The 23,228-nt window shown below is 68.3% G+C and carries 23 protein-coding genes; 14 read left to right on the forward strand and 9 right to left on the reverse strand.

Features of this window, described 5'->3' with window-relative positions; all coding sequences use genetic code 11:
- The first annotated feature begins 4 nt into the window (after positions 1–4).
- Together FHU31_RS02320 and FHU31_RS02325 are read left to right on the forward strand one after the other, a co-directional pair.
- Entirely contained in the window at positions 5–493 is a 489-nt protein-coding gene (locus FHU31_RS02320) for a TIGR04338 family metallohydrolase (RefSeq protein WP_167155415.1), read from the forward strand.
- On the forward strand, positions 493–1,140 hold the full coding sequence (locus FHU31_RS02325) for an O-methyltransferase (RefSeq protein ID WP_167155418.1): 648 nt from the start codon (positions 493–495) through the stop codon (positions 1,138–1,140). Before FHU31_RS02320 ends, FHU31_RS02325 begins: the two co-directional genes overlap by 1 nt.
- A gap of 17 nt (positions 1,141–1,157) precedes the next feature.
- Here the strand turns inward: FHU31_RS02325 and FHU31_RS02330 are convergent, their stop codons facing one another.
- Together FHU31_RS02330 and FHU31_RS02335 are read right to left on the reverse strand one after the other, a co-directional pair.
- Positions 1,158–1,832, reverse strand: coding sequence for a Crp/Fnr family transcriptional regulator (locus FHU31_RS02330; RefSeq protein WP_090359031.1), 675 nt, complete (start codon positions 1,830–1,832; stop codon positions 1,158–1,160).
- A 148-nt stretch (positions 1,833–1,980) separates the two neighbouring features.
- Positions 1,981–2,631 carry an IclR family transcriptional regulator gene (locus FHU31_RS02335; RefSeq protein ID WP_167155421.1) on the reverse strand — a complete coding sequence of 217 codons (651 nt, stop codon included), beginning with the start codon at positions 2,629–2,631 and terminating at the stop codon, positions 1,981–1,983.
- 65 nt (positions 2,632–2,696) lie between these two features.
- On the opposite strand from FHU31_RS02335, the gene FHU31_RS02340 reads away from it, so the two are divergent.
- From FHU31_RS02340 to FHU31_RS02350, 3 genes are read left to right on the forward strand one after another with little or no spacing between them, the layout of a single operon-like run.
- The gene (locus tag FHU31_RS02340; protein ID WP_167155424.1) at positions 2,697–4,037 is read left to right on the forward strand and encodes an FAD-binding oxidoreductase; all 1,341 of its coding nucleotides are present in this window, start codon (positions 2,697–2,699) and stop codon (positions 4,035–4,037) included.
- 1 nt (position 4,038) lies between these two features.
- The gene (locus FHU31_RS02345; protein WP_167155426.1) at positions 4,039–4,785 is read left to right on the forward strand and encodes a DAPG hydrolase family protein; all 747 of its coding nucleotides are present in this window, start codon (positions 4,039–4,041) and stop codon (positions 4,783–4,785) included.
- A gap of 36 nt (positions 4,786–4,821) precedes the next feature.
- Positions 4,822–6,054 carry an HNH endonuclease signature motif containing protein gene (locus tag FHU31_RS02350; protein WP_167155429.1) on the forward strand — a complete coding sequence of 411 codons (1,233 nt, stop codon included), beginning with the start codon at positions 4,822–4,824 and terminating at the stop codon, positions 6,052–6,054.
- Between the two features lie 88 nt (positions 6,055–6,142).
- On the opposite strand, the gene ilvD is transcribed toward FHU31_RS02350, so the two are convergent.
- Positions 6,143–7,849, reverse strand: a complete 1,707-nt coding sequence (ilvD, locus tag FHU31_RS02355) for a dihydroxy-acid dehydratase (protein ID WP_234901121.1) — start codon at positions 7,847–7,849, stop codon at positions 6,143–6,145.
- Between the two features lie 81 nt (positions 7,850–7,930).
- Between ilvD and FHU31_RS02360 the strand changes: the two genes are divergently transcribed.
- The 3 genes from FHU31_RS02360 to FHU31_RS02370 all read left to right on the forward strand — a co-directional run bounded on the left by FHU31_RS02360 (position 7,931) and on the right by FHU31_RS02370 (position 10,040).
- Complete coding sequence (locus FHU31_RS02360) at positions 7,931–8,506, forward strand: DUF305 domain-containing protein (protein WP_167155435.1); 576 nt, start codon at positions 7,931–7,933, stop codon at positions 8,504–8,506.
- A 4-nt stretch (positions 8,507–8,510) separates the two neighbouring features.
- The gene (ricR, locus tag FHU31_RS02365; protein WP_167155438.1) at positions 8,511–8,813 is read left to right on the forward strand and encodes a copper-sensing transcriptional repressor RicR; all 303 of its coding nucleotides are present in this window, start codon (positions 8,511–8,513) and stop codon (positions 8,811–8,813) included.
- A 174-nt stretch (positions 8,814–8,987) separates the two neighbouring features.
- On the forward strand, positions 8,988–10,040 hold the full coding sequence (locus FHU31_RS02370) for a L,D-transpeptidase (protein WP_167155441.1): 1,053 nt from the start codon (positions 8,988–8,990) through the stop codon (positions 10,038–10,040).
- A gap of 9 nt (positions 10,041–10,049) precedes the next feature.
- On the opposite strand, the gene FHU31_RS02375 is transcribed toward FHU31_RS02370, so the two are convergent.
- A complete protein-coding gene (locus FHU31_RS02375) occupies positions 10,050–12,047 on the reverse strand; it encodes a M13 family metallopeptidase (protein WP_308206777.1) in 1,998 nt (665 codons plus the stop codon).
- 54 nt (positions 12,048–12,101) lie between these two features.
- Between FHU31_RS02375 and FHU31_RS02380 the strand changes: the two genes are divergently transcribed.
- Both FHU31_RS02380 and FHU31_RS02385 read left to right on the forward strand, forming a co-directional pair.
- Positions 12,102–12,686: a hypothetical protein gene (locus FHU31_RS02380; protein ID WP_167155444.1), complete on the forward strand. Its 585-nt coding sequence runs from the start codon at positions 12,102–12,104 to the stop codon at positions 12,684–12,686.
- On the forward strand, positions 12,683–13,372 hold the full coding sequence (locus tag FHU31_RS02385) for a hypothetical protein (protein ID WP_167155447.1): 690 nt from the start codon (positions 12,683–12,685) through the stop codon (positions 13,370–13,372). Before FHU31_RS02380 ends, FHU31_RS02385 begins: the two co-directional genes overlap by 4 nt.
- Positions 13,373–13,387: 15 nt before the next feature.
- Here the strand turns inward: FHU31_RS02385 and FHU31_RS02390 are convergent, their stop codons facing one another.
- Both FHU31_RS02390 and FHU31_RS02395 read right to left on the reverse strand, forming a co-directional pair.
- Positions 13,388–13,861 carry an XRE family transcriptional regulator gene (locus tag FHU31_RS02390; protein WP_263988190.1) on the reverse strand — a complete coding sequence of 158 codons (474 nt, stop codon included), beginning with the start codon at positions 13,859–13,861 and terminating at the stop codon, positions 13,388–13,390.
- Positions 13,858–16,791 (reverse strand): MMPL family transporter, encoded by a 2,934-nt coding sequence (locus FHU31_RS02395; protein ID WP_167155450.1) that lies wholly within the window; start codon positions 16,789–16,791, stop codon positions 13,858–13,860. Before FHU31_RS02395 ends, FHU31_RS02390 begins: the two co-directional genes overlap by 4 nt.
- Positions 16,792–17,164: 373 nt before the next feature.
- Here FHU31_RS02395 and FHU31_RS02400 point away from each other — a divergent pair, with 373 nt between their 5' ends.
- The 4 genes from FHU31_RS02400 to FHU31_RS02415 all read left to right on the forward strand — a co-directional run bounded on the left by FHU31_RS02400 (position 17,165) and on the right by FHU31_RS02415 (position 20,491).
- The gene (locus FHU31_RS02400; RefSeq protein ID WP_208410117.1) at positions 17,165–17,752 is read left to right on the forward strand and encodes a hemophore; all 588 of its coding nucleotides are present in this window, start codon (positions 17,165–17,167) and stop codon (positions 17,750–17,752) included.
- Between the two features lie 181 nt (positions 17,753–17,933).
- Positions 17,934–18,329, forward strand: a complete 396-nt coding sequence (locus FHU31_RS02405; RefSeq protein ID WP_167155453.1) for a heme-binding protein — start codon at positions 17,934–17,936, stop codon at positions 18,327–18,329.
- Between the two features lie 50 nt (positions 18,330–18,379).
- Positions 18,380–19,057: a response regulator transcription factor gene (locus FHU31_RS02410; RefSeq protein WP_167160527.1), complete on the forward strand. Its 678-nt coding sequence runs from the start codon at positions 18,380–18,382 to the stop codon at positions 19,055–19,057.
- 3 nt (positions 19,058–19,060) lie between these two features.
- Entirely contained in the window at positions 19,061–20,491 is a 1,431-nt protein-coding gene (locus FHU31_RS02415) for a sensor histidine kinase (protein ID WP_167155455.1), read from the forward strand.
- Here FHU31_RS02415 and FHU31_RS02420 read toward each other — a convergent pair.
- The 3 genes from FHU31_RS02420 to FHU31_RS02430 are packed head-to-tail and all read right to left on the reverse strand — an operon-like array spanning position 20,406 to position 23,156.
- The gene (locus FHU31_RS02420; protein WP_167155458.1) at positions 20,406–20,768 is read right to left on the reverse strand and encodes a DUF3054 domain-containing protein; all 363 of its coding nucleotides are present in this window, start codon (positions 20,766–20,768) and stop codon (positions 20,406–20,408) included. The genes FHU31_RS02415 and FHU31_RS02420 overlap by 86 nt on opposite strands.
- Positions 20,761–21,990 carry a M23 family metallopeptidase gene (locus tag FHU31_RS02425; RefSeq protein WP_234901123.1) on the reverse strand — a complete coding sequence of 410 codons (1,230 nt, stop codon included), beginning with the start codon at positions 21,988–21,990 and terminating at the stop codon, positions 20,761–20,763. Before FHU31_RS02425 ends, FHU31_RS02420 begins: the two co-directional genes overlap by 8 nt.
- A complete protein-coding gene (locus FHU31_RS02430) occupies positions 21,987–23,156 on the reverse strand; it encodes a lysylphosphatidylglycerol synthase transmembrane domain-containing protein (protein WP_409371260.1) in 1,170 nt (389 codons plus the stop codon). The genes FHU31_RS02425 and FHU31_RS02430 overlap by 4 nt, the downstream gene beginning before the upstream one ends.
- Positions 23,157–23,228: the final 72 nt, after the last annotated feature.

A 23,228-nucleotide genomic window follows, 5' to 3' on the forward strand; every position in this document is an offset into this window, starting at 1 on the left:
CGCCGTGACCGCGCGGGATGTCCAGCGCGCGAAAGTGTATGCCGCCGAAGGATTTATCCGCACGATGTTCGACCGTGCCGCCCAGCGCGGCAACGGTTCGGTGGACTTCTTCGGCACCGCGCTGACGCTGCCTCCGGAGGGCCGGTTCGGCTCCCTCGATTCGGTGCGCCGGTACGTCGACGACGTGCTGGCCCTGCCCGCGGTCCGGGAGAGGTGGCCCGGCGCCGGCCCGGTCACGGTCCGGGCCAGACGGGGACTGACGGCCGCGCACTATGAGGCCGACACCGCGACCATGGCGGTTCCGGATCAGCACACCACCTGGGCGCTGCGGGAACTCGTGGTGCTACACGAGCTCGCCCACCATCTGTGCCCGGAGGGCGCGCCACACGGCCGGGAATTCGTCACGACGATGGGTGAGCTGGCCGGTGTGGTGATGGGACCCGAGGTGCAGCATGTACTGCGAGTGCTCTATGCGAAAGAAGGGGTGCAGTGATGGCAGATCCGGTGGCGGTCGACGCCTTGTTCGGTGAGTTGTTGCAGACCGAGGACGAGGCGTTGCGCGCGGCGCGTGAGTCCGCGGCCGTGGAGTCCATGCCGGCCATCGAGGTGTCCGTGCAGCACGGTCATCTGCTGCAGTTACTGGCGCGGATCGCCGGGGCTGGGCGTGTGCTCGAAATCGGTACGCTGGCCGGGTATTCCACGATCTGTCTGGCCCGCGGTGTGGGCCCGGACGGGCGGGTCGTCACACTCGAGTTCGATCCGCGGCACGCCGAGGTCGCGCGAAAGAACTTCGAGCGCGCCGGGGTTGCGGACCGGGTCGAGGTGATCGTCGGTGCGGCGCTGGACACCCTGCCGACGTTGCAGGGTCCGTTCGACCTGTTCTTCGTCGACGCCGACAAGGAGAACAACAGCGCCTACGTCGAGTGGGCCGTCCGGCTCGCCGCACCGGGCGCGGTCATCGTCGTCGACAATGTCACCCGGATGGGCCGCGTCCTGGAACCGGAACCCTCGGATGTCCAGGCGCGCGCCGTACGCGACATGTTGGCCTTGATGGGCCGCCATCCCCGGTTGGACGCCGCGGCCATCCAAACCGTGGGCACCAAGGGCTGGGACGGTTTCGCCGTCGCCGTCGTGACCTAGCCCCGTGACCTGACCCGCTACTTCGCGCGCTGGGCCAACCGGGCCGAGTCGTAGATCAGGATCGTCTTGCCCTGCAACTTGATCCAGCCGCGCTGCGCGAAGTCCGAGAGGGCCTTGTTGACCGTTTCGCGCGATGCGCCGACGAGTTGAGCCAACTCCTCCTGGGTGAGCTCGTGGGTGACATGCAGGACGTTGCCCTCCGGCCGGCCGAACCGCTTGGCGATATCGAGCAGCTGCTTGGCCACTCGGCCGGGGACATCGGTGAAGATCAGGTCGGAGAGCGCGCTGTTGGTGCGGCGCAGCCGGCGGGCCAGGACGCGCAGCAATTGCTCGGCGATCTCGGGGCGACCCATAACCCAGGCGTGCAGGGCTTCCCTGTCCATCGTGACGGCCTTCACCTCGGTCAGGGTGGTCACCGTGGAGGTGCGCGGCCCGGGGTCGAACAGGGCGAGCTCACCGAACATGTCTGCCGGCCCCATCACCGTGATCAGGCTTTCCCGGCCGTCCGCCGTACGGCGTCCGATCTTCACCTTGCCCTCGGTGATGATGTACAACCGATCGCCGGGCTCGCCCTCGACGAACACGGCGTGCCCGCGGGGGAATGAGACTTGCTGTAACTGCGCGATCAGGGCGGCGGCAGCATCGGGAGCAACCCCCTGGAAGATGCCGGACCGCGCGAGAACGTCGTTCACTGAAGACTCTTTCCGTGCATCTCGATATGTGTTGTGGGCCACTGCTCGACCTCACATTACAGGAGAAATGGGGTCCGTAATCGGTGGGCGCAGGACGGGCGAGCTGCGGCGCGAACGTTGCCGGAGGCTCCGCGTCAGGAGCGCTGCGTCAGTGCTGAAACGGTGCGCGGGCTGCCCGCAGCGCCTTGACGATCACGGATCGGTTGGCCCGGAACCGGTCGCTGGGTGCCGGCACCGAGATCGCCACGACCTGCCCGCCGGGCGTCCAGCCGGCTATCCCCGCCGCGGAGATGCCCGGGGTGTGCTCGTCCAGATCGAACTGCACCTCGGCGGCAGCACCCTCCAGTACCGCTTTGGCGGCCTTGCCGTTGGCGGTTCCGTCGATCGGAAAGCGCACGCCGATGGCAGATACCGCACGAAGCCGGTGACCCGATTCGATCTGGTCGATGAACCACATCTCGCGTCCGCGCAGCACCGAGAGATCGACGGTTTCACCCGTGGCGTCGGCGATGCGCTGCAGGGTGGGACGGAAAGCGGCGACGAGGTGGGCGCTGTCGGATCCGGCGAGGCCGACGAGGCGGTCGCCCAGGCTGAACCTGCCTGCCTCATCCACGGCGGCATAACCGATATCGGTGAGGGCCAGCAGGATCCGTCGGACCGTGGATTTCGCCAGGCCCAGCCGGTTCTCCAGGTCCACCTGACGTAACCGGCCGGGTTCGGTCGCGATCTCGTCGAGCGCTGCGGCGGCCCGTCGTAGGACCTGAATTCCGTCTTCGCGATTCTGTTCCGCTGCGGGCATCCGCTCACTATAGTGACCCGCATTGTGGACTGCAATGAGCCGCATTGTGAATCTGAGGAGTGATCATGAACGCCCTCCCCGACGGACGGCACTTCTTCCGCGGCGACGACGGGTATGAGCCCGCCCGCCGGGCGACGGTGTGGAATGCGCGCCTGCCGCAGCGCTTTCCGGACGTCATCGTGCAGGCGGCCGATGTCGCCGATGTGGTCGCGGCGGTGCGCTACGCGGCCGCCCACGACGTGAAGGTGGGTATTCGGTCGGGTGGGCATAGTTGGGCGGCCAACCATGTCCGTGACGGCGGTCTGCTGCTCGACGTCAGCCGGCTCGACTCGTGCGTGGTCGACGTGCCGGCGATGACGGCCGTCGTCGGACCGGGCAAAGGTGGCAGTGTGCTGGCCGTCGAGCTCGCCGAGCGGGGCCTGTTCTTCCCCGCCGGGCACTGCCGCGGGGTGGCGGTCGGCGGGTATCTGCTGCAAGGCGGCTACGGCTGGAACAGCCGGGTGGTGGGGCCGGCATGCGAGAGCGTACTGGGCTTGGAGGTGGTGACCGCCGACGGGGAGCAGGTGTACTGCGACGCCCGGCATCATCCCGAACTCTATTGGGCGGCAAGGGGGTCGGGTCCCGGCTTCTTCGGGGTGGTGACGGCCTTCCATCTGCGGCTCTATCCGAAGCCCCCGGTGTGCGGTAGCAGCCTCTACGTGTACCCGATCGAGACTGCCGACGAGGTGTTCGGCTGGGCGCGGGCTATCAGTGCCGACGTGGACCGGCGTGTGGAACTGCAGATCGTCACCTCGTCCGAGATCCCCGGCGTCGGACTGCGCGCCCCGGGTATTGTGCTCGCCTCACCGGTGTTCGCCGATACCGAGGAGGATGCCAAAGCCGCTCTGGCACTGCTCGATTCCTGCCCGGTGCGCGACGATGCGCTGGTCGCCGTCCCGTTCGCCCCGGCGGATCTGCCCAGCTGGTTCGAGGCAGTGATGAGCAACTACCCGTCCGGGCACCGCTACGCCACGGACAACATGTGGACGTCCGCCCCGGCGACCGAATTGCTGCCGGGCATCCGCCGGATCATCGAGACCATGCCGCCGCATCCCTCGCATTTCCTCTGGCTGAACTGGGGACCCTCACCCGCCCGCCAGGACATGGCCTACAGCCTGGAGGACGAGATCTATCTGGCGCTCTACACCGCCTGGTCCGACCCGGCCGACGACACTCGATACGGCGACTGGGCCCGTACGAACATGGCGGAGATGGCGCACCTGGCGACCGGGGTGCAGTTGGCGGACGAGAATCTGGGTCAGCGACCGGCGCGGTTCGCCACCGATGCGAGCATGGCGCGCCTCGATGCCGTTCGCGCCCAATATGATCCGCAGGGTCGTTTCCACAGTTGGATGGGGCGGGTCTGAGATGGGCTATCTCGGTTACCGGGGCGACGACGCCGAGACGCAGTTCGGGTCCTTCTTCCGTCCGGAGATGGCGCCGCTACCCCGTCATGTGGTGCACGCCCTCGAGCACGGCCCGCAGGCCGGCCCGGTGTTACCCGATTTCGAGGATCGGCTCGCAGAGCAGGGCTATCAGCAGACCGAGAACGGTTATGGCACCGTCGGTGACGGCGGCTTCACGGTGGCCGTGCGCACCGATATGCCCGGTGTGACGCCGCCGATGTGGCAGTGGTGGTTCGGCTGGCATGGCTGCGACGCCCGGCGGTACAAGCTGTGGCATCCGCGTGCGCATGTCTCGGCGCGCTGGCTCGACGGTCGCGATGACCCGACCTATCTCGGGCGCACGTCGATCGTGCACGAGTACATCGGATCGGGATTCACCAGAGGCGCAATACAGTTCGTCGATCCGTCGGTTTTGGGGCACACCGGTTTGGCCATCACCGCGCGGCTGGGTTCGGCGGACATTCCGGTGGACATCGGCTGGCTGGTACATCAGGTCCGGCCGACCGCCGAGGGTGCGGAGATGCGCTCACGGTTCTGGATGGGTGGCAGGCATGTGGCGCTGCGCGGCGGGATGGCGTTGGCTGACCGAGCCTTGCGTCCGATCGCAGCCCGGCAGCTCCCCGATCCGCGTGACCTGCTGGTGCATTGCGCACAGGAGATGAACCATCTGGCCGGCTTTCTGCCGGAGCTGTACGGACGGTGCCGGTAGCGCTCACTTGTCGTACCCCTCTGCGATGATGGTGTCATGTCCAGTACCGCAACATCTTTGGCCGCCGGACAGCGGTTGGAGGTGTTGTTCGACGAGATCGCCGAGTTGTGCGGGCAGCGCAATGCGATCGACGGGCGCCTGGTGCAGATCGTGGCCGAATTGGAGCGCGAGGAGTTGTGTGGCCTGACCGGTGTGCGTTCCCTGTCGGCTCTGGTGGCCTGGAAGACCGGGGTCGCCCCGCGTAACGCCGAGACGGTCGTGGCGGTGGCACGGCGGCTGCAGGAGTTCCCGCGCTGCACCGAAGCCCTGCGCGAGGGCCGGTTGTCGTTGGATCAGGTCGGGGTGATCGCCGAACGTGCGGCCGAGGGCTCCGATGCGCATTACGCCGAACTCGCTGCGGTGGCCACGGTCAGCCAGTTGCGTACCGCGATCACGATGGAACCGCGACCCGATCCGGAGACACCGCCTGAATCAGGGCCTGAGGTCACCACAACCTTCACCGGGGAGCGGTACACGACTTATCGGATCCGGCTACCGCGGCTGGAGGCCGCGAAGTTCGACGCCGCGCTGCAGTCCCACCATGACGCGCTGATCGCCGAACACCCCGCCGACCCTGCTGATACCGGGGCCGAGGAAGCGTTCCCGACGCGCGTGGACGCGTTCATGAGCCTGGTTGAGGCCGGCTGGGACACCGACGTGGCCCGGCGCCCACACGGCCAGCACACCACCGTGGTCGTACACCTCGACATCGACAAGCCGGTCGCTGCGCTGCACCTGGGCCCGGTGCTCTCCGAGAATGAGCGGCGATATCTACTCTGTGATGCCACCTGCGAAGTCTGGTTCGAACGCCACGGCCGGCCGATCGGCGCCGGCCGGACCACCCGCACCATCAGCCGCCGGCTGCGCCGTGCGCTGGAGCACCGTGACCACTGCTGCGTGGTACCGGGCTGCGCCGCCACCCGAGGGTTGCACGCCCACCACCTCACCCACTGGGAGGACGGCGGCCTGACCGAACTGTCCAACCTGGTGCTGCTCTGCCCGTTCCACCACCGGCTGCACCATCGCGGGGGCATCACGCTCACCGGGCCGGCGGATCGGCTGGTCGTCACCGACAGCGAGGGCCGAAAACTCGAGGGCGGAGCGCTGGCCCGCCCACCCACCACACCGGCACCGTCGGTCCCGTCCTACCCCGGACCGACCGGGGAACGTGCCCAATGGTGGTGGTACCAACCCTTCGAACCACCGCCGCCACCACCGACGGTGAACTGAGCGCGGGTTTGGCCGACCCAGGCGGTTATCTGCCGGTGCTCGGACTTGCTGTCCACCGGATCCGCCGGATGGCGGTTCGCTGGCCGGCTCAGCTACACACTGCGCCGACGGCAGCGGAGCCGACCAGCTTGGTGTACTTGGCCAGCACGCCGGTCTTGTACACCGGGGGCAGCGGCTCGAAACCGACCTTGCGCGACTCGAATTCGGCCTCGTCGACGAGCAGGTCCAGCTTTCCGTTCGCGACGTCCAAGCGGATCTTGTCGCCGTCCTTGATGAACGCGATGGGTCCACCGTCGACGGCCTCGGGCGCGATATGCCCGACACACAGGCCCGTCGTACCGCCGGAGAACCGGCCGTCGGTCATCAGCAGCACATCCTTGCCCAGGCCCGCACCCTTGATGGCGCCGGTGATGGCGAGCATCTCGCGCATACCCGGACCGCCCTTGGGGCCCTCGTAGCGGATGACGACGACGTCGCCGTGGGTGATGGTGCCGTCTTCAAGAGCGTCGAGTGCTGCGCGCTCCCGTTCGAAAACCCTTGCGGTGCCTTCGAACACGTCGGAGTCGAAGCCCGCGGACTTCACCACCGCGCCCTCGGGTGCCAATGAGCCGTGCAGGATCGTGATCCCGCCGGTGGGGTGGATCGGGTTGTTCATCGCGCGCAGCACCTTGCCGTCGGGGTCCGGCGGCTCGATGTGGGCGAGGTTCTCGGCCATGGTCTGGCCGGTGATCGTGAGGCAGTCACCGTGCAGCAGCCCGGCATCCAGCAGCGCCTTCATCACGACGGGGACACCGCCGATCTCGTCGACATCCTTCATCACATGGCGGCCGAAGGGCTTGACGTCGGCCAGGTGCGGCACCTTCTGCCCGACGCGGGTGAAGTCCGCGAGCGTCAGCTCGACCTGCGCCTCCCACGCGATGGCCAGCAGGTGCAGCACGGCGTTGGTGGAACCGCCGAATGCCATCACGACGGCGATGGCATTCTCGAAGGCCTCTTTGGTCAGGATGTCGCGGGCGGTGATCCCGCGGCGCAGCAGCTCCACGACGGCCTCACCGGACCGGCGCGCGTACTCGTCGCGGCGCTTGTCGATGGCCACCGGAGAAGCGCTGCCGGGCAAGGACATACCGAGCGCCTCGGCGGCAGAGGCCATGGTGTTGGCGGTGTACATGCCGCCACAGGCACCCTCACCCGGGCAGATCGCCCGTTCGATGATGTCCACATCCGCACGCGACATCAACCCGCGCGCACACGCCCCGACCGCCTCGAAGGCGTCGATGATGGTGACTTCCTTCTCGGTGCCGTCGGTCAGCTTGGCGACGCCCGGCATGATCGAGCCGTTGTACAAGAACACCGAGGCGAGATCGAGCCGGGCGGCGGCCATCAACATGCCGGGGATCGACTTGTCGCAGCCGGCCAGCAGCACGGTGCCGTCGAGGCGCTCGGCCTGCACGACGGTCTCGACGCTGTCGGCGATTACTTCCCGGGACACCAGCGAGAAGTGCATCCCCTCGTGACCCATCGAGATGCCGTCGGACACCGAGATGGTGCCGAACTCCAGCGGATAGCCACCGGCGGTGTGCACGCCACCCTTGACCGCCTGCGCCAGCCGCTGCAGCGACATGTTGCACGGCGTGATCTCGTTCCACGACGAACCCACGCCGATCTGCGGTTTCGCCCAGTCGTCATCGCCCATGCCCACCGCGCGGAGCATGCCGCGGGCGGCGGTCTTCTCGAGGCCGTCGGTGACGTCGCGGCTACGGGGTTTGATGTCCGGCGTGGGGGAGTCTGAGGGCATTCCGTAAGTATGCATTCGGGGCCGCCACCGGCCCAAACCGTATTCAGATACCCCGCCGGGGTACCCGGTACAGTGGACGCGGTGCGCGCTCTGTTCTCGATGGCCCTGGTGGCGGTGGCCGCGTCGGTCGGAGCCTGCTCCAGTCAAACGCCCGCCCCGGCGCCCGTCCAGACCAGTGCGGCACCGGTGATCACCGAGGCGCCCGCGGGCAGCAATGCCGAGGACACCACCTTCGGCACAGATCTGATGCAGTTGCAGCAACAGGCCATCCAATTGGCGCGGCTCGCGCCGACCCGTTCGTCGAACTCCGACCTGGTGGCACTGGCCAACACCGTGGCGACCGGACAACAGAGCGAGAGCGACACCGTCAAGGTGCTGTTGGTGCAGTGGAACGACGGCGCGAGTCCATCCGCGGCGCCGGGCACCGCGGCACCCGGCGCGCTCGACCCCGCCACGGTCGGGCGGCTCGAGTCGCTGCACGGCCAGGAGTTCGACACACTGTGGTTGCAGTCGATGCTCGGCCTGCACCGCGCCGTGATCGATCTGGCCCAGACCGAGATCGCCGGTGGGCGCAACGTCGACGCCCAGACACTGGCGAAATCGATTCTGGCCACACGCCAGGCGCAGGTACAGCAGATGCAGCAGATGGTGGGGTGAGGAAATGACGGACGTGAACTCCGGTGAGCACGGCTACTCGTCGCAGAAGGACAACTACGCCAAGCGGTTGCGCCGGATCGAGGGGCAGGTCCGCGGCATCGCCAAGATGATCGAGGACGACAAATACTGCATCGACATCCTCACCCAGATCAGTGCCGTCAACAGCGCACTGCAATCGGTGGCACTGGGCTTGCTGGATGAGCATCTGGGTCACTGCGTGACCCAGGCGGTGGCCGAGGGCGGCACCGAGGCGGATGCCAAGTTGGCCGAGGCGTCGGCGGCCATCGCACGGCTGGTCCGGTCGTAGCCACCGACCTGCGCAAACATCACACTTTGTAACGGCCGACGCCGGGCTGCCGATTAAACCCCAGGTCAGTGGCGTCGGCCGGGTGGAGATGAGGGGTCTGCCCGGCCTCGCCAGGGTTAATGGGGTCTTGGCGCTATGCCACACTGGTTTGCAGAAATGTACTGGAGGTAACGCATGTCGCAGCAGACGAGACGCAAGCTCGCCGGCGCGATCCTGGTGACCGGAGTGGTCGCAGGATTCTGTATGAGCAGCCCGTCTGCCTGGGCGGATCCCGAAGTCGCACCCGACCCCGGCGTCGTCGACGCCCCACCCGCGCCGGCACCGCCGGACCCGTTCGCGTTCCCGGCCAATCCTGTCCCGCCGGCCCCGGTCGATCCGCCCGCACCGCCGCCCGTCGATCCGCTGGCCCCGCCGCCGGCCGATCCGCTGGCCGCCCCCGTCGACCCGATGGCGCCCCCCGGGGTGATTCCCGCGGGCACCCCCGCCGGGCAGAACCCGACTCCGTACACGGGCCAGCCGGTGTTCGCGCCGCCGACGTTCAACCCCACCAACGGGGCGATCGCCGGAGCCGCCAAGCCGATCTACATCAACTTCGCGCGGCCGATCGCCGACCGGCAGATGGCCCAGGACGCGGTCCACATCTCATCGGTCCCGCCGGTGCCGGGCCGGTTCTACTGGACCACCGACACCCAGCTGCGCTGGCGGCCGCTGGCCTTCTGGCCGGCAGGCACCGTCGTCAACATCGATGCCGGGGGCACCAAGTCGAGCTTCCGGGTGCCCGAACAGCTCATCGCGACCGTCGACGACGCCACCCACACCATGACCGTCACCCGTAACGGCAAGGTGGAGAAGACGTTCCCGGTCTCGATGGGCCGGCCCGACGGTAAACACGAGACCAAGAACGGCACCTATTACGTGCTGGAGAAGTTCCCGGACATCATCATGGACTCCTCCACCTACGGTGTGCCGGTGAACTCCGCGGAGGGATACAAGCTGCACGTGCAGGACGCGGTCCGCATCGACAACAGCGGCATCTTCGTGCACAGCGCCCCGTGGTCGGTCGCCGATCAGGGCAAGCGCAATGTCAGCCACGGTTGCATCAACCTCAGTGCGGCCAACGCCCAGTGGTTCTACGACAACTTCGGCAGCGGTGACGCCGTCGTGGTGAAGAACTCAAAGGGCACCTACAACGCACCCGACGGTGCGTCCGACTGGCAGATGTTCTAACCGCGCAATCTAGTTCCAGATGCGCACGCGGGCGGCCGGCTCCAGATACAGCTCGTCGGAGTCGGTCACCTCGAACGCATCGTAGAACGCGTCGATATTGCGGATGACGCCGTTGCAGCGGAACTCCGGCGGCGAGTGTGGATCGGTGGCCAGCCGGCGGATCGCCTCGGCGTCACGGGATTTCGTGCGCCAGACCTGTGCCCAGCCGAACAGCACCCGCTGCACGCCGGTCAGGCCGTCGATCACCGGAGCTTCTTTGCCGCCGAGGGACAGTTCGTAGGCCAGCAGGGCGATGGACAGACCGCCCAGGTCGCCGATGTTCTCCCCGACGGTGAATGCGCCGTTCACATGGTGATCCGGGGCCAGCGCACGTGGCGTGAACTCCTCGTACTGCTCGATCAAAGCCTTTGTCCGCGCGCCGAATTCGGCGCGATCACTATCGGTCCACCAGTCCACCAGGTTGCCGTCACCGTCGTACTTGGCGCCTTGGTCGTCGAAACCGTGCCCGATCTCATGCCCGATCACCGCGCCGATCCCGCCGTAGTTGGCGGCATCGTCGGCCTCGGCATCGAAGAACGGCGGCTGCAGAATGGCAGCCGGGAAGACGATCTCGTTCATCCCGGGGTTGTAGTAGGCGTTGACGGTCTGCGGCGTCATGAACCACTCGTCGCGATCCACCGGACCGCCCAGCTTGGCCAGCTCCCGGTCATACTCCACGGCGTAGCCGCGCTGATAGTTGCCGTACAGGTCGCCGCGGTCGATCACCAGCGCCGAATAGTCGCGCCACCGGGCCGGGTAGCCGATCTTCGGGGTGAACTTGTCCAGCTTGGCCAGGGCGCGCTCCCGGGTCTCCGGCGTCATCCAGTCCAGGTTGGTGATGCTGACCCGGTAGGCCTCCCGCAGGTTGGCGACCAGCTCGTCCATCCGCGCCTTCGCGGCGGGCGGGAAATGGCGCTCCACGTAGAGCTTTCCGACCGCATCGCCCATCAGGTTCTCGACCAGGGCCACCCCGCGCTTCCACCGGTCCCGGATGGCCTGGGTGCCCGACAGGGTACGACCGTAGAAGTCGAAGTTCTCCTCGACCAGCGCGTCGGGCAGAAGCGAGGCACGCGAACTGATGAGTCGCCAGCTCAGCCAGGCCTTCCAGTCGGCCAGCGGCTCGCTCGACCACAGCGCGGCGAACGCGGTCAGGAAGTCGGGCTGGCGCACCACCACCTGAGCAGGGTCGGCCCCCAGTGCGCCGACCCAGCCCGCCCAGTCGAATCCCGGTGCCTCGCTGGGCAGTTCGGCGAAGGTACGCAGGTTGTAGGTGAGGTCGGCGTCACGGCGCTTCACCACATCCCAGTGTGCGGCGGCCAGTTTGGTCTCCAACGCCACGATGCGCGCCGCGGTGTCGGCGTGATCCTTCTGATCCACCAGCTCGAGCATGCGGGCGATATGGGCGGGGTAGGCGTCCAGGATCGCGGCATGCTGCGGATCGCGGTAGTAGGACTCGTCGGGCAGGCCCAGCCCGGACTGGGACAGGTGCAGCAGGTAGCGCGTCGAGTCCTTGGAATCGGTGTCGACGTACACGCCGGTGCCACCGCTCACGCCGGTGCGCTGCAGGCCGGCCAGCACCGCGGCCAGTGCGTCGGCATCGGCGGCGGCGTCGATCAGGGCGAGTTCGTCACGCAACGGTGCCAGCCCGCGCCGGTCGACGGTCTCGGTGTCCATGAAGCTGGCGTACAGGTCGCCTATCCGTTGCGCGTCCCCGGCCCCGCCGGACTGGGCGGCCTCGGTGATGAGGTCACGCACATGCTCCTCGGCGCGGTCGGCCAGGGTACGGAAGGCGCCGTCGGTGGCCCGGTCGGCCGGAATCTCGTAGTCGGCCAGCCAGCGGCCGTTGACATGACCGAACAGGTCGTCCTGCGGGCGGACCCCGCGGTCGACGAAGCTGAGGTCGATACCGGATGGAATGGCTTCGGCGCAGGGCAGTGGCGGAGCGACCCGGGAAGTATCTGATGTCACTCTCGCATCCTGCCAGAAGATGACCCCAGCAACGGGGCAGGTAGCCTCACGGCCATGCCTGACCAGCTCACTGAAGAGCCGCCGGAGCCGACGCCGACCATCAGCCGCTACGGCGTCGCCTCCGCCGTGTTCGGCGTGATCGCGGTGGCGGCCGCCGTACTGGCCGCGATGATCTGGTCCGGACACCACCGCGACGCCGAGGAACTGGCCTATCGCACCCGGGTACTGCAGACCGCGGCGGACTGGACCGGCGGGCTGGTCACCATGAACCCCGACACCGTGGCAGGCAACCTGCAGAAGCTGCGCGACGGCACCGTCGGCCAGCTCAACGTCGAGTTCGACCAGACCGTCGAGCCGTTCAAGGAGATCGTGGCCAAGCTGAAGGCGCAGACCGTCGGCCAGGTCGAGTCGGTGTCCATCGAGACGCTGCACCACCAGCCGGGCGAGGGTGACAAACCCGCCGCCGACCAGCCGGAGCTCTCCGCGGTGGCGTCGCGCACCGACACCGTGCTGGTGGTGGCGACCTCGGTGAGCCAGAATGCCGGTGGCAAACCCCAGACGGTGCGGTGGAACCTGCGGCTCGGGGTCTCCGATGTGGACGGCCGGCTGCTGATCTCGCGGCTGGAGACCATTCGATGAGCAACCGGTTGCGCGTGCTGTTCTTCGATGTCCTCGCCCCGCTCGCGGCGATCGTCGCGCTGCTCTACGTCGGCGCCGCACTGGCCTGGCCCCTGTGGTGGGTGTCGGTGTGTTCGGTGCTGTGCCTGCTGATCGTCGAGGGCGTGGTGGTCAACGCCGTGCTGTTCCGGCGCGACGGGGTCACCCTCGGCACCGATGACGACGGCCCGGCGCTGCGGTTGGCGGTGGCGGCGGTCGCGGCCGTGACCTTGGCGGCCGCGGTATGCGTCGGATACGCGCGGTGGACGGTGCCCGACCGCAATCTGCACAACGACAGCGCCGAGGTGGTGGGGATCGCCAGCAGCGTGGCCGAGGCCTCGGCCACGTTCACCCCGAGCAGTCCCAACGCGTCGATCGACCGGGCCACCGCTTTGATGACACCCGACCGGGCGGAGTCCTATCGGAGCGAATTCTCGGCGGTCGTGAAAGACCTGACCAGTCGCAACGTCTCGGGCCAGGCGCAGACCGTCTCGGCGGGGGTGGAGGCGATCGGCCCGTCCGATGCGAGCGTGGCGGTGGTGATGCGAGGCACCCAGAACGCACCGGGTAAACCCACCGATATCGCGGTGCTGGCCCTGCGGGTGGTGCTGACCAAGCAGGGCGGCAAGTGGCTGGTCGCCGACGTGACGCCGATCAACGCGCACTGACGACGCAGGCGGTCGCTACTGCGCGTCGCGCTGAGCTCGGAGCTTGGCGAACCGATCCGAGAGCCGGCGCATCCGGACCATCATCGACGCCGCCGGGCTGGTGGTGCCGTCGAGAAATCGGGTGAACTCGTCGGCGGGCACGCCGATGCGGGACGCGAACTCGTGCGGCTTGAGCCCGGAGCGCTCCAACAGCAGCCGGACATGGTGGGTGACCTCGGCGCGCTCGGTGGCCTCCAGGTGGGCCCGCGCCTTGTCCAGGACCTCCGCCAGCGCCGCTGAAACACCGTAGGGCTGTGCGGTTTCGAGCACCTCTTCGACCTGGCGCGCGGTCCGGCCGAACGGATCGCGTTTGATCGCGGTGGCGATGCGCTGCCACACCGACAGATCGTCGTTGTCCAGGGCCGCGCGGATTGCCGAGGTCGGCCAGAATTCCACCGGACGGTCCCCGGTGGGCACCGAGGTCTGCGCGGGCTTCGCGGCCACCGTCACCTCGTCTCCTCGAGCATCGCCACGGCGACGGACAGGCAAATCCGCCGGACCGTGGGCCAATCGGTATCGGCCGATGCGAACGCGTCGGCCGGGTCGTCCTCTGGGCGCGGGTCGGCCAGCCGCCTGATCAGCTGAGTGGCCACCCACTGCGACCGCGGGTGCTGTCCACAGTAGTACCGGTCCATCCCGGCCAGCACCGAAGCCGCTGTCTCGGTGTCCATCGATGTGGCCATACCGGCGAAATCCGCGTAGTCCTTGGCGCTGTTGCGGGCCATGATCAGGTAGCCCTTGAGACGCAGCGTCTCGGCGCCGGTCGGTATCAACAGGCGGTCCCCGGTGGGCAGCTGGACGTTGGTGGTCTCCATCGGCGCGAAGTCGTTGCGGGCGAGCCGCTCCGCGGGCGAGCGCTCGGCGCCCGAGGCGATCTCCAGCGCGTCCAGGGCCACCGCGAGCCGGCCGCGCCACATCGTGACCGGGTGCACCGGCTTGGTGACGGTCTGCGTCACGCCGGTGGCGCCGCCGCCGGCACGACCGGCACCGACGCCGGCGAACCGGCGTGCGCCCGCGAGCTGGGCCACCCGCGGCCGGCAACCATTGAACACCAACGGATCGGCGACGATGATCGACTGCGGCGCAAGGGTTTTGAGTCTGGCCGAGGATTTCATCACCACGCGTAGATCTCCGCCGGGGGCGACCAGACCGGAGATGTCATCCGGGATGAGGACCAGGTCGCCGATATCGATCTTGGGGAGCGGCTTCTCGAAGTCCACCGACGGCAGGATGCGGTCCAGCCAGGCCGGCAACCACCAGTTCCACTGATCGAACATCGCCATCAACGCGGGCACCAGCACCAACCGCACCACCGTGGCGTCCACCGCGATCGCCGTCGCGCACGCGACACCGAGTTGGGCGACCAGCGGCATGCCGGCGAACGCGAAACCGATGAACACCGCGATCATGATCAGCGCCGCGCTGGTGATGGTGCGCGCACTGGTGCTCACCCCATAGGCGACCGCGTCGCGGGTGTTGTTGGTCTGCAGGAACCGCTCCCGGATGCGGGTCAGCAGGAAGATCTCGTAGTCCATCGACAGGCCGAACGTCATCGCCAGCACCAGCGGCGGGATGGTGCTGTCCAGCGATGCCAGCGGTGCGAACCCGAGGTCCTCCAGCCAGCCCCATTCGAAGACCATCACCAGGCTGCCGTACGCCGCGGCCACCGACAGCACCGTCATCAGCACGCCCTTGAGGGCCAGGAACACCGACCGGATCGAGATGAGCAGCATCACGAACGCGATCACGCAGACGAACACGAAGACCCACGGCTGCATGGCCGAGACCTGATCGTCGAAGTCCTTGATCAACGCGGTGGGGCCGCCGACATCGACCCGCACACCGTCGGTCTGCAGCTTCGGCAGTTCGGCGCGCAGCCAGTCCACCGTCCTGCGTGCCCCGAGGTCCTCCGGGTCCACCGACAGCACCGCCGACATCAGGGCGTTGCGGTTGTCCTTGCCGAACACCGGCGGCGACACCGTCGCGACATCGGGTGCCTGGGTGATCCTGGTGTGGATGGCGTCCAGCACGGGCGCCGACTGGGGCGCGTCGGCATCGCCCGTCGGGAAGGTCACCAGGATCCGGATCGGCCCGAGTGCACCCGGCCCCAGCGCTTCGGCGGCCGCGTTGACGCCGCCGCGGATCTCGTGGCTGGGGTCGAACTGGCGCAGCATGCTGTTGCCCAGCGACATCGCGAAGGCCGGTGCGGCCATGGCGAGCAGCAGGATCGACGCCAGCAGCGCCGACAGCCAGGGCCGGTGCATGACCCAGCCGATCCACCGGGTCCAGAACCGGGACTGGGTGGTGTCGGCCCGTCGCGACCAGTGCAGCAGCGCCGACCGTTTGGCCGCGGCCCGGCCGAACGTGGCCAGCACCGCCGGGGTCAGGGTGGTCGAGGTGAGCACCGCGATGGCGACCGTGAGGATCGCGCCGGTGGCCATCGAGCGCAGTACCGGGGTCCCGATCAGATAGATACCGGTGACCGAGGCGATGACGGTGAGCCCGGACAGCACCACGGCCAGGCCGGAGGTGGCCATCGCGGCATCGGTGGCCTGGGCAGGGTCGCGGCCGGCGCGCAGCTCTTCCCGGAACCGCATCAGGATGAACAGGGAGTAGTCGACCGCCAGCGCGATGCCGAACATGGACACCGTCGAGGTGACGAACACCGACATGGTCGACACCATCGACAGCAAGAAGACGACGCCCATCGTCACCACGACGGTGCACACCGCGAGCAACATGGGCATCGCCGCGGCGGCCAGCGACCCGAACACCGCCAGCAGCACGATCAGCACGACGGGCAGGTTCCACTGTTCGGCCTGGGCGATGTCGTGTTTGGTGGCGGTCTGGGCCGCCGCGCCGAGGGCGCCCTGGCCGATGACGTACAGCCGGACCTTGCCATCCTGGGTCTGCCCGGCCTGATCCCCGACGATGCCGACCTTGGTGCGTAGTTGCTTGGCGATGTCGACGGCGCCGCTGTTGTTGAAATCCAGCTGCAGGGTGACGACGTAGGGCCGGTCCGGGGCGGGTGGTGGCTGTTGCCGGCCGCCGGCGGCGGCGGCGACAGGCGGGACGACCTTCACCCCGGGCACCTCGGCGGCGATGCGCTGCAGATCGGCCACGGCCGCGTTCATATCCTCGAACGACGCGTCCGCCCGCGGCACCGCGACCAGTGCCAATGGCGACGCGCCCTGTTCGGGGAACTGCGCTTCGAGCTGGCGCTGGACGTAGAGCGATTGCGATCCGGACACCTCGAAACCGCCGCCGGTGAGATTGTCCGACTGGCTCATCGCGAGATAGACCGAGGGCACGAGCAGCAGCAGCCATGCGACAAACACCGCCCAGCGATATCTGCGCAGGCCGCTACTCAAGCGCAACATGAACTGCTGGATGGCGAGCCTCCGCCTCTCTCCCCGCCGCTGGTAGCCCGGAGCCTACCGCAGCACGCTGTGTCCTGACCTGCCCTGAACCCGCTCGTGACCCGCTGTGAACAGCGGGTGCGGCTGCGCACGGGCTCTGACGTGGGACTGGGCTGTCCGGTGTCCCCACGGTGTGGAGCGGGTCACGGTGCACCGGCCGGGCCGGTATGCGCCACCCTCAGCTGAAAGTTTGCTGCGCCGATTTCCCGCGGTCGGCGGGGAATGGCATCATGGCGGAGGAGTTTCCGGGTCGGGGGCCCGAAAGTCTGCGGAAAACGCCGGTCATCACCGCTGCGCGACCGGCATCGCAGTCGTCACCGTGAAGGAGTGACCCATGACGATGACGTTCCGAGCCCCGCGCTCCCTACGTCGTGCCCTGTTCGGAGCGTTCGCTGTGAGTGCGCTCGGTGGTGGGGTGGCGGTGGGTTTGCTCACCCCGGCCGCCACCGCGGCACCCGATCCGTGCGCGGCCAGCCAGATCGCCAAGACCATCGGCTCGGTGGCGAACTCGACGGGGACGTACCTCGACGCTCACCCCGAGACCAACCAGGCGCTGACGACGATCGCGCAACAGCCTGCCGGGCCCCAGTCGCTCGCCGCGACCAAGACGTACTTCGACGCCAACCCGCAGGCCGGCAAGGATATGCAGCAGTTGCAACAGCCGTTGGTGTCGCTGTCCACCCAGTGCCGGCTGCCGATCACGATGCCGCAGCTGCTGGGCCTGATGCAGGCGGCCCAGAACGCCTCCCCAGGAACGTCCCCCGCCACCCCGGGAGGTTTGCCGGCAACCCTGGCTCCGGCACAGTCGCTCGGTGCCGCAGGGACCCCGGTGGCCACCATGCCGGCCGCCACGGCGCCGTCGGCGGCGGGTGGATCGGGTTCCGGACCGCTGCCCGGGCCTGCCACCATCGCTTCCCGGTAGCCCGGGCGACCCGTGCGCACCCGCTGAGTCGGCGGTGCGACCTGGGAATTCGTGGTTTCTGACGATTCGTTGTCAGCAAGCCGCGAAACTCCCTCGGGATTCTGCTTAGCTTCTTGGTGTCGGTCACCGAACACGGTTACCGACACAGGTGAACATGCAGAATTCGGTAAGGAGCTTGACCATGTTGCTCTCGGCTCGTGCTGCGCGGCGTGCGGTTGCTGGCGCGGTAGGCACCGGCGCACTCGCCGGTGCGATGTTGTTCGGGGCTTTTTCGTCGGCCATCTCGGTAGCCCATGCTGACGATCCCGCCAACAATCCGCCCAACTGCACTGCCGGCGACCTGGCTCAGGTGGCCGCCGGAGTCTCCGCGGGGACCTCCGCGTACCTCTTCACCCACCCGGATGTGAACTGGTTCTTCACCAGCCTCGAGGGCCTGCCCCGCGACCAGGTCCGCGCCAAGGTGACCGAGTACCTGGACCAGAACCCGCAGACCAAGGCGGAGCTGACCGGTATCCGTCAGCCGCTGGTGGATCTCAAGAACCGCTGCGGCGCCGGACCGGCGCCTGCCATACCGTAGGTAGCGTGCCTGGCGCCCTCGACTCAGTCTCCTCGGAGAGCACCGGTCGAATGGTGCTCATGGTCGACGACGACCCGGACGTACGAACGTCGGTAGCTCGCGGGCTACGGCATTCGGGGTTCGACGTCCGGGTCGCGGCCAACGGCAAGGAGGCGCTGCGCCTGTTGTCCACCGAAGCGCATGACGCGCTCGTGCTGGACGTGCAGATGCCCGAACTCGACGGGGTCGCCGTGGTCACGGCGTTGCGCGCACTGGGTAACGACATCCCGATCTGTGTGCTCTCGGCGCGGGACACCGTCAACAACCGGATCGCCGGCCTGGAGGCCGGCGCGGATGACTACCTGACCAAACCATTCGATCTGGGTGAGCTGGTGGCGCGGCTGCACGCGCTGTTGCGCCGGGCCGGTCATTCCGACCGGCCGTCGGACACCATGTCGGTGGGTCCACTGACCATAGACACCGCCCGGCGGTTGGTCTTCGTCGACGGCGATCGCGCGGACCTGACCAAGCGCGAATTCGATCTGCTCGCGGTTCTCGCCGAGAACGCGGGCGTGGTGCTCTCCCGGCAGCGGCTGCTGGAACTGGTGTGGGGATACGACTTCGACGTGGACACCAACGTCGCCGACGTGTTCGTGTCCTATCTTCGGCGCAAACTCGAGCGCGACGGCCATCCTCGGGTCATCCACACGGTCCGCGGGATCGGGTACGTCCTGCGGGAGGAGGCGTAGCGCGTGCGGCTGTCCCGTTTCGGTCGGTCCGCATCGCTGCGCACCCGGGTGGCGCTGGCCTCGGCGGTCGCCGCGGCCGCCGTCGTCGCCGGATTCACCATCCTCACCTCGGTGGTGCTGGCCAGCAATGACGATGCGCAGTTGGACCGGCGGCTGGATTCGATCGTCGAGGCGAGCATGTTTCCCGAGCAGCTGGCCGACCCCAAGCGTGGCGTGCTCACCACCGGCCGATCGATGTCCACCGGCCAGGTGGTCTTCCAACGCGGCTTCCAGTTGCCGTCGTTGTCGCCCGGCACCGACACCGTCGTGGTCAACGGCGTGGACTACCGGGTGCGCACCATCAAGATGACCCAACAGGCCGGAAATGTGTTGGTGTCCATCGGGATCCGGGCCGACAGCATCCTGCTGAACCGGGCCAGGATCCCGTTCTACACCGCGGTCGGGGTGTTCACCGTGATCGTCGCGGGCGGGCTGGGCTGGCTGCTGGCCGGCCCGGCGGTACGGCCGCTGCGCAAGCTCACCGAGCAGACCACGCGACTGGGTGGTGGCAGCGAACAGATGCCGGCGGTCACCGGCGCGCGGGAGGCCGAGGAACTCTCCGATGCGATGGCCGGAATGCTGCGCCGGCTGGCCGCCGCCCAACAGGCGACCACGAATTCCCTTCAGGCCGCCCAGGATTTCGCGGCCAACGCCGCCCACGAACTGCGCACCCCGCTGACGGCGATGCGCGCCGACCTGGACACGCTGCGCATCCACAACCTGCCCGACGAGGAGCGCGACGAGGTCGTCGCCGACCTGCTGCGGGCGCAGCTGCGCGTCGAGGCCACCATCACCGCGCTGGGACAACTGGCCTCCGGCCAACTCGCACAGGTCGAGGACCGGGAGCCGATCGATGTCACCGACCTGCTCGACCGGGTGGCGCGGGAGAACCGGCGCACCGGCAGCGCGGTCGAGATCACCGTGGAGGCGGATGACGACCTGGGCACCGTGTGGGGCTGGCCCGGCGGTCTGCGCCTGGCGGTGGACAACCTGGTGCGCAACGCGGCGACCCACGGTGGTGCCGAGCATGTCGTGCTGACCGGACATCGCCGGTCCCACACCATCGACATCATCGTCGACGACGACGGCGCAGGCGTGCCGGCCGACGAACGGGACATCGTGCTGGGCCGGTTCGCCCGCGGCAGTACGGCCGCGCCCGGCGGTTCCGGCCTGGGGCTGGCGCTGGTCACCCAGCAGGCCGATCTGCACGGGGGCGAACTCGATCTCGCCGACAGTCCGTTGGGCGGCCTGCGTGCGACGCTGACCATCGCCATCTCGGCTCCGGTGGACCCGGACGCCACCGTGCCGGTCAGGACCGGGACGCCACCTTGGCGGCGGCGCGCCAGCCGAGTAGCAGGATGGCGGTCGTCAGGGATGCAACCACCACAAAGCTGAACGCGGTACCGGCGGCGGTGGCCTCGCGCAACACCATGCCGATCGCCACGGTGCACACCCAGATGATCAGGCCCGTCGGGGTGATCGCGGTGGGTCGCTGCCAGCCCCGCGCTGCCAGCCAGCCGACGAGGGTGCCGGTGAGGAACGGCCACGCCGTCTGGGCGACCCCGTCCAGCGTCACCCCCTCGGCGTGGCTGCGCCGGCCTATCGCGCAGAAGACGATGACGGCCACCACATCGGCGGTCACGGCGGCCAGGACGGTGCTGCGTTTATTCACCGGAGTAGTCCATCACATCGGAAACCAATGGGGTGACCTCGGATTCGTCACGGGCGTGCGAGCCGGGCCGCAACGGCGCCGGCTTGCCCGCGATCAGGGTGTCGAAGACGTCGATGCTCGCGGTCTGGGCGTCCAGCCGAAACGAGGTGAACACGAACGGCAGCCCGTCCGAACGCAGCGGATCGGGGGAGTCCATCACGTGGAAGTGCAGGTGTGGTGCATCCGAATTGCCGGTGTTGCCCAGGCTGCCGAGCACCTGTCCGCTTGTGAGCCGTTGTCCCGGTTGGACTTTCACGCTCCCGGTTTTCAGATGGGCATACAGCGCATAGTTGCCGTTGCCGAGATCCTGGACGACGTGATTACCGGCGTACTGATCCAGGGGCAGCCCCGTCGGTGTCTGCCCCGGCACTTGTTCGGGCAGGCCGTCGAGGACGGCGACCACGGGTCCGTCGGCGACGGCGTGGATATCGGTGCCGAAGTACGGGTAACTGGTCAGCTTGCCGGCGGGGCCGTTGAGCAGCCGGTAGCCGGGGTCGAGCTGGACGTAGTCGATGGCGAACCGCTCGGCGGCCCACAGCTGGCCGTCGAGCGGGTTGAGGGCCATCCGGTGCGGCGTCATCTCGCAACATCCGTTGGCGTCCAGCCATTTCGGTCCACGCAGCGGAGGCGCGATCTGCACCGGCTTGCGGGTCTGCACCGTCACCGGGGCCACCGTCTCGGTCATGATCGGGGGTAGCAACGGGGGAGCGGGCTGGCTCAGCGCCACGGTGATCGTGTGGTCGAGTCGGGTCGGGATATTTCCCGGGGCGACCGTGGCATCGATCCACACGGCCGCGGTCTGCGCGGGGCCGATGGTGGTGGTGGGTTTCGCGGCGGCGCCCAGTATCCGGGTCCAATGTGCCAGCGCGTCACCGGAAAGGGACAGCAGTGATGCGCCGCCACCCTGCACCGTCACCGTCGAGACGGTGACGTCCTGACTGAGGACGTTGGTGAGCAGCAACTCGTAGGCCAGATGGGTCCGCCCGTCGGTGCCCGGCACCGGGATGGGGGCGGCGACGGGACGGGCCAGCAGCGGGGTGGCGACCGGCTCACCGGCCGGGGCGGGGGAGGTGGAGCTGGTGGGCGTGGCCGAACGCGTGGTCTCGCCGGTGCTGCCGGTGCAGCCGGCCGTCACCACGACGGTGCTGAAAAGAACTGCGGCCCAACGCATCAGAGCTGTCATGAGTCGGGGTTGCGGGTGTTGTCGGGATCGGGGGTGAAGGTCATGTCCTGGCTTTCGGTGGCGGTTTCGCGAGTGTCGTCCGGCTCGGGTTCCCGGTGCGGGTCGGCGTCTGGGTCCAGGTCCGCCTCGGTGCGGAACATGAAGAAGAAGATCACCCAGCCGATCGTGGAGATGAAGATCCAGCTGGCCAAGCGATAGATCAGCATTGCCGAAATGGCTTGGGCCAGCGTCATTCCGCTGGACACCAGGCCGGGTACCAGGACTGCCTCGACCACCAGCAGGCCGCCGGGCATCAGCGGGATCGAGCCGACCGCACGGGCCGCGGCGTAGGCCACCGTCAGCCCGGCCAGCGACGGGTGTCCGCCCGCGGCGTACGCGGCGAACGCCAGGCAGGCGACATCGGCGATCCAGTTGAACATCGACCAACTGAACGCATTCGTCAGTGCCCGCCGGCTGAGACTGACCGATTCCAGCTGTGTGAGCATCCTGCGCCAGCCGGCCAATCCGGTGTCGAGGGGTTTGCCCCGCACCGCGTTGAACCGGGACAACAGCCGGACGCCGATGCCGTCGATCTGTTGCGGATTGGCTGCGACGGTCTGCGCCAGCACCAGCAGCGCGACGAACCCGCCCAAGGTGAAGATCAGGGACAGCGGGTTCTTGCTGGCGCCGAGCAGGAATGCCCCGCCCAGGCCGAGCAGTGCCAGGCCGACCACCTGAAGCACCCCGGACATCACCAGCTGCCACGAGGCCACCATCGGTGACGCGCCCCAGATCCGCTGCTGGCGGTAGACGAAGGTGGCCGACAGCACCGGGCCGCCGGGCAGGGTCGTGGACAGCGCGTTACCCGCATAGAACGCGGCCTCGGACCGCCACTGCCTGACCTCCACACCGGCCGAACGCAGCAGGGTGCGCTGGATCTGGGCGAAACTGTGCATCGAGGCCATCGCCGCGGCGACGGCCGCCAGCACCCACCATCCGTTCGCCGACAGCAGGCTCTTCCACGCCTTGGCCAGCTGGTCCCAGACCAGGACCAGTTCCACGGTCAGCACGATGACGGCGACTGCGAGGATGGCCCAGCGCACCCACCAGTACTTGCCGCGGCGACGGCCATCGGGTGGGGAGGCCTGGTGGTGGTCGCTGCTCATCGGCGCGTCGTCATGCGACACGCCTCCAGGGTAACGGCCGATGTCATGCGGAAACGTGCGCCTGCGTGGCGCGCCGCGCCGTTACGCTACCGG

The organism is Mycolicibacterium fluoranthenivorans (assembly GCF_011758805.1).
GTDB lineage: Bacteria > Actinomycetota > Actinomycetes > Mycobacteriales > Mycobacteriaceae > Mycobacterium > Mycobacterium fluoranthenivorans.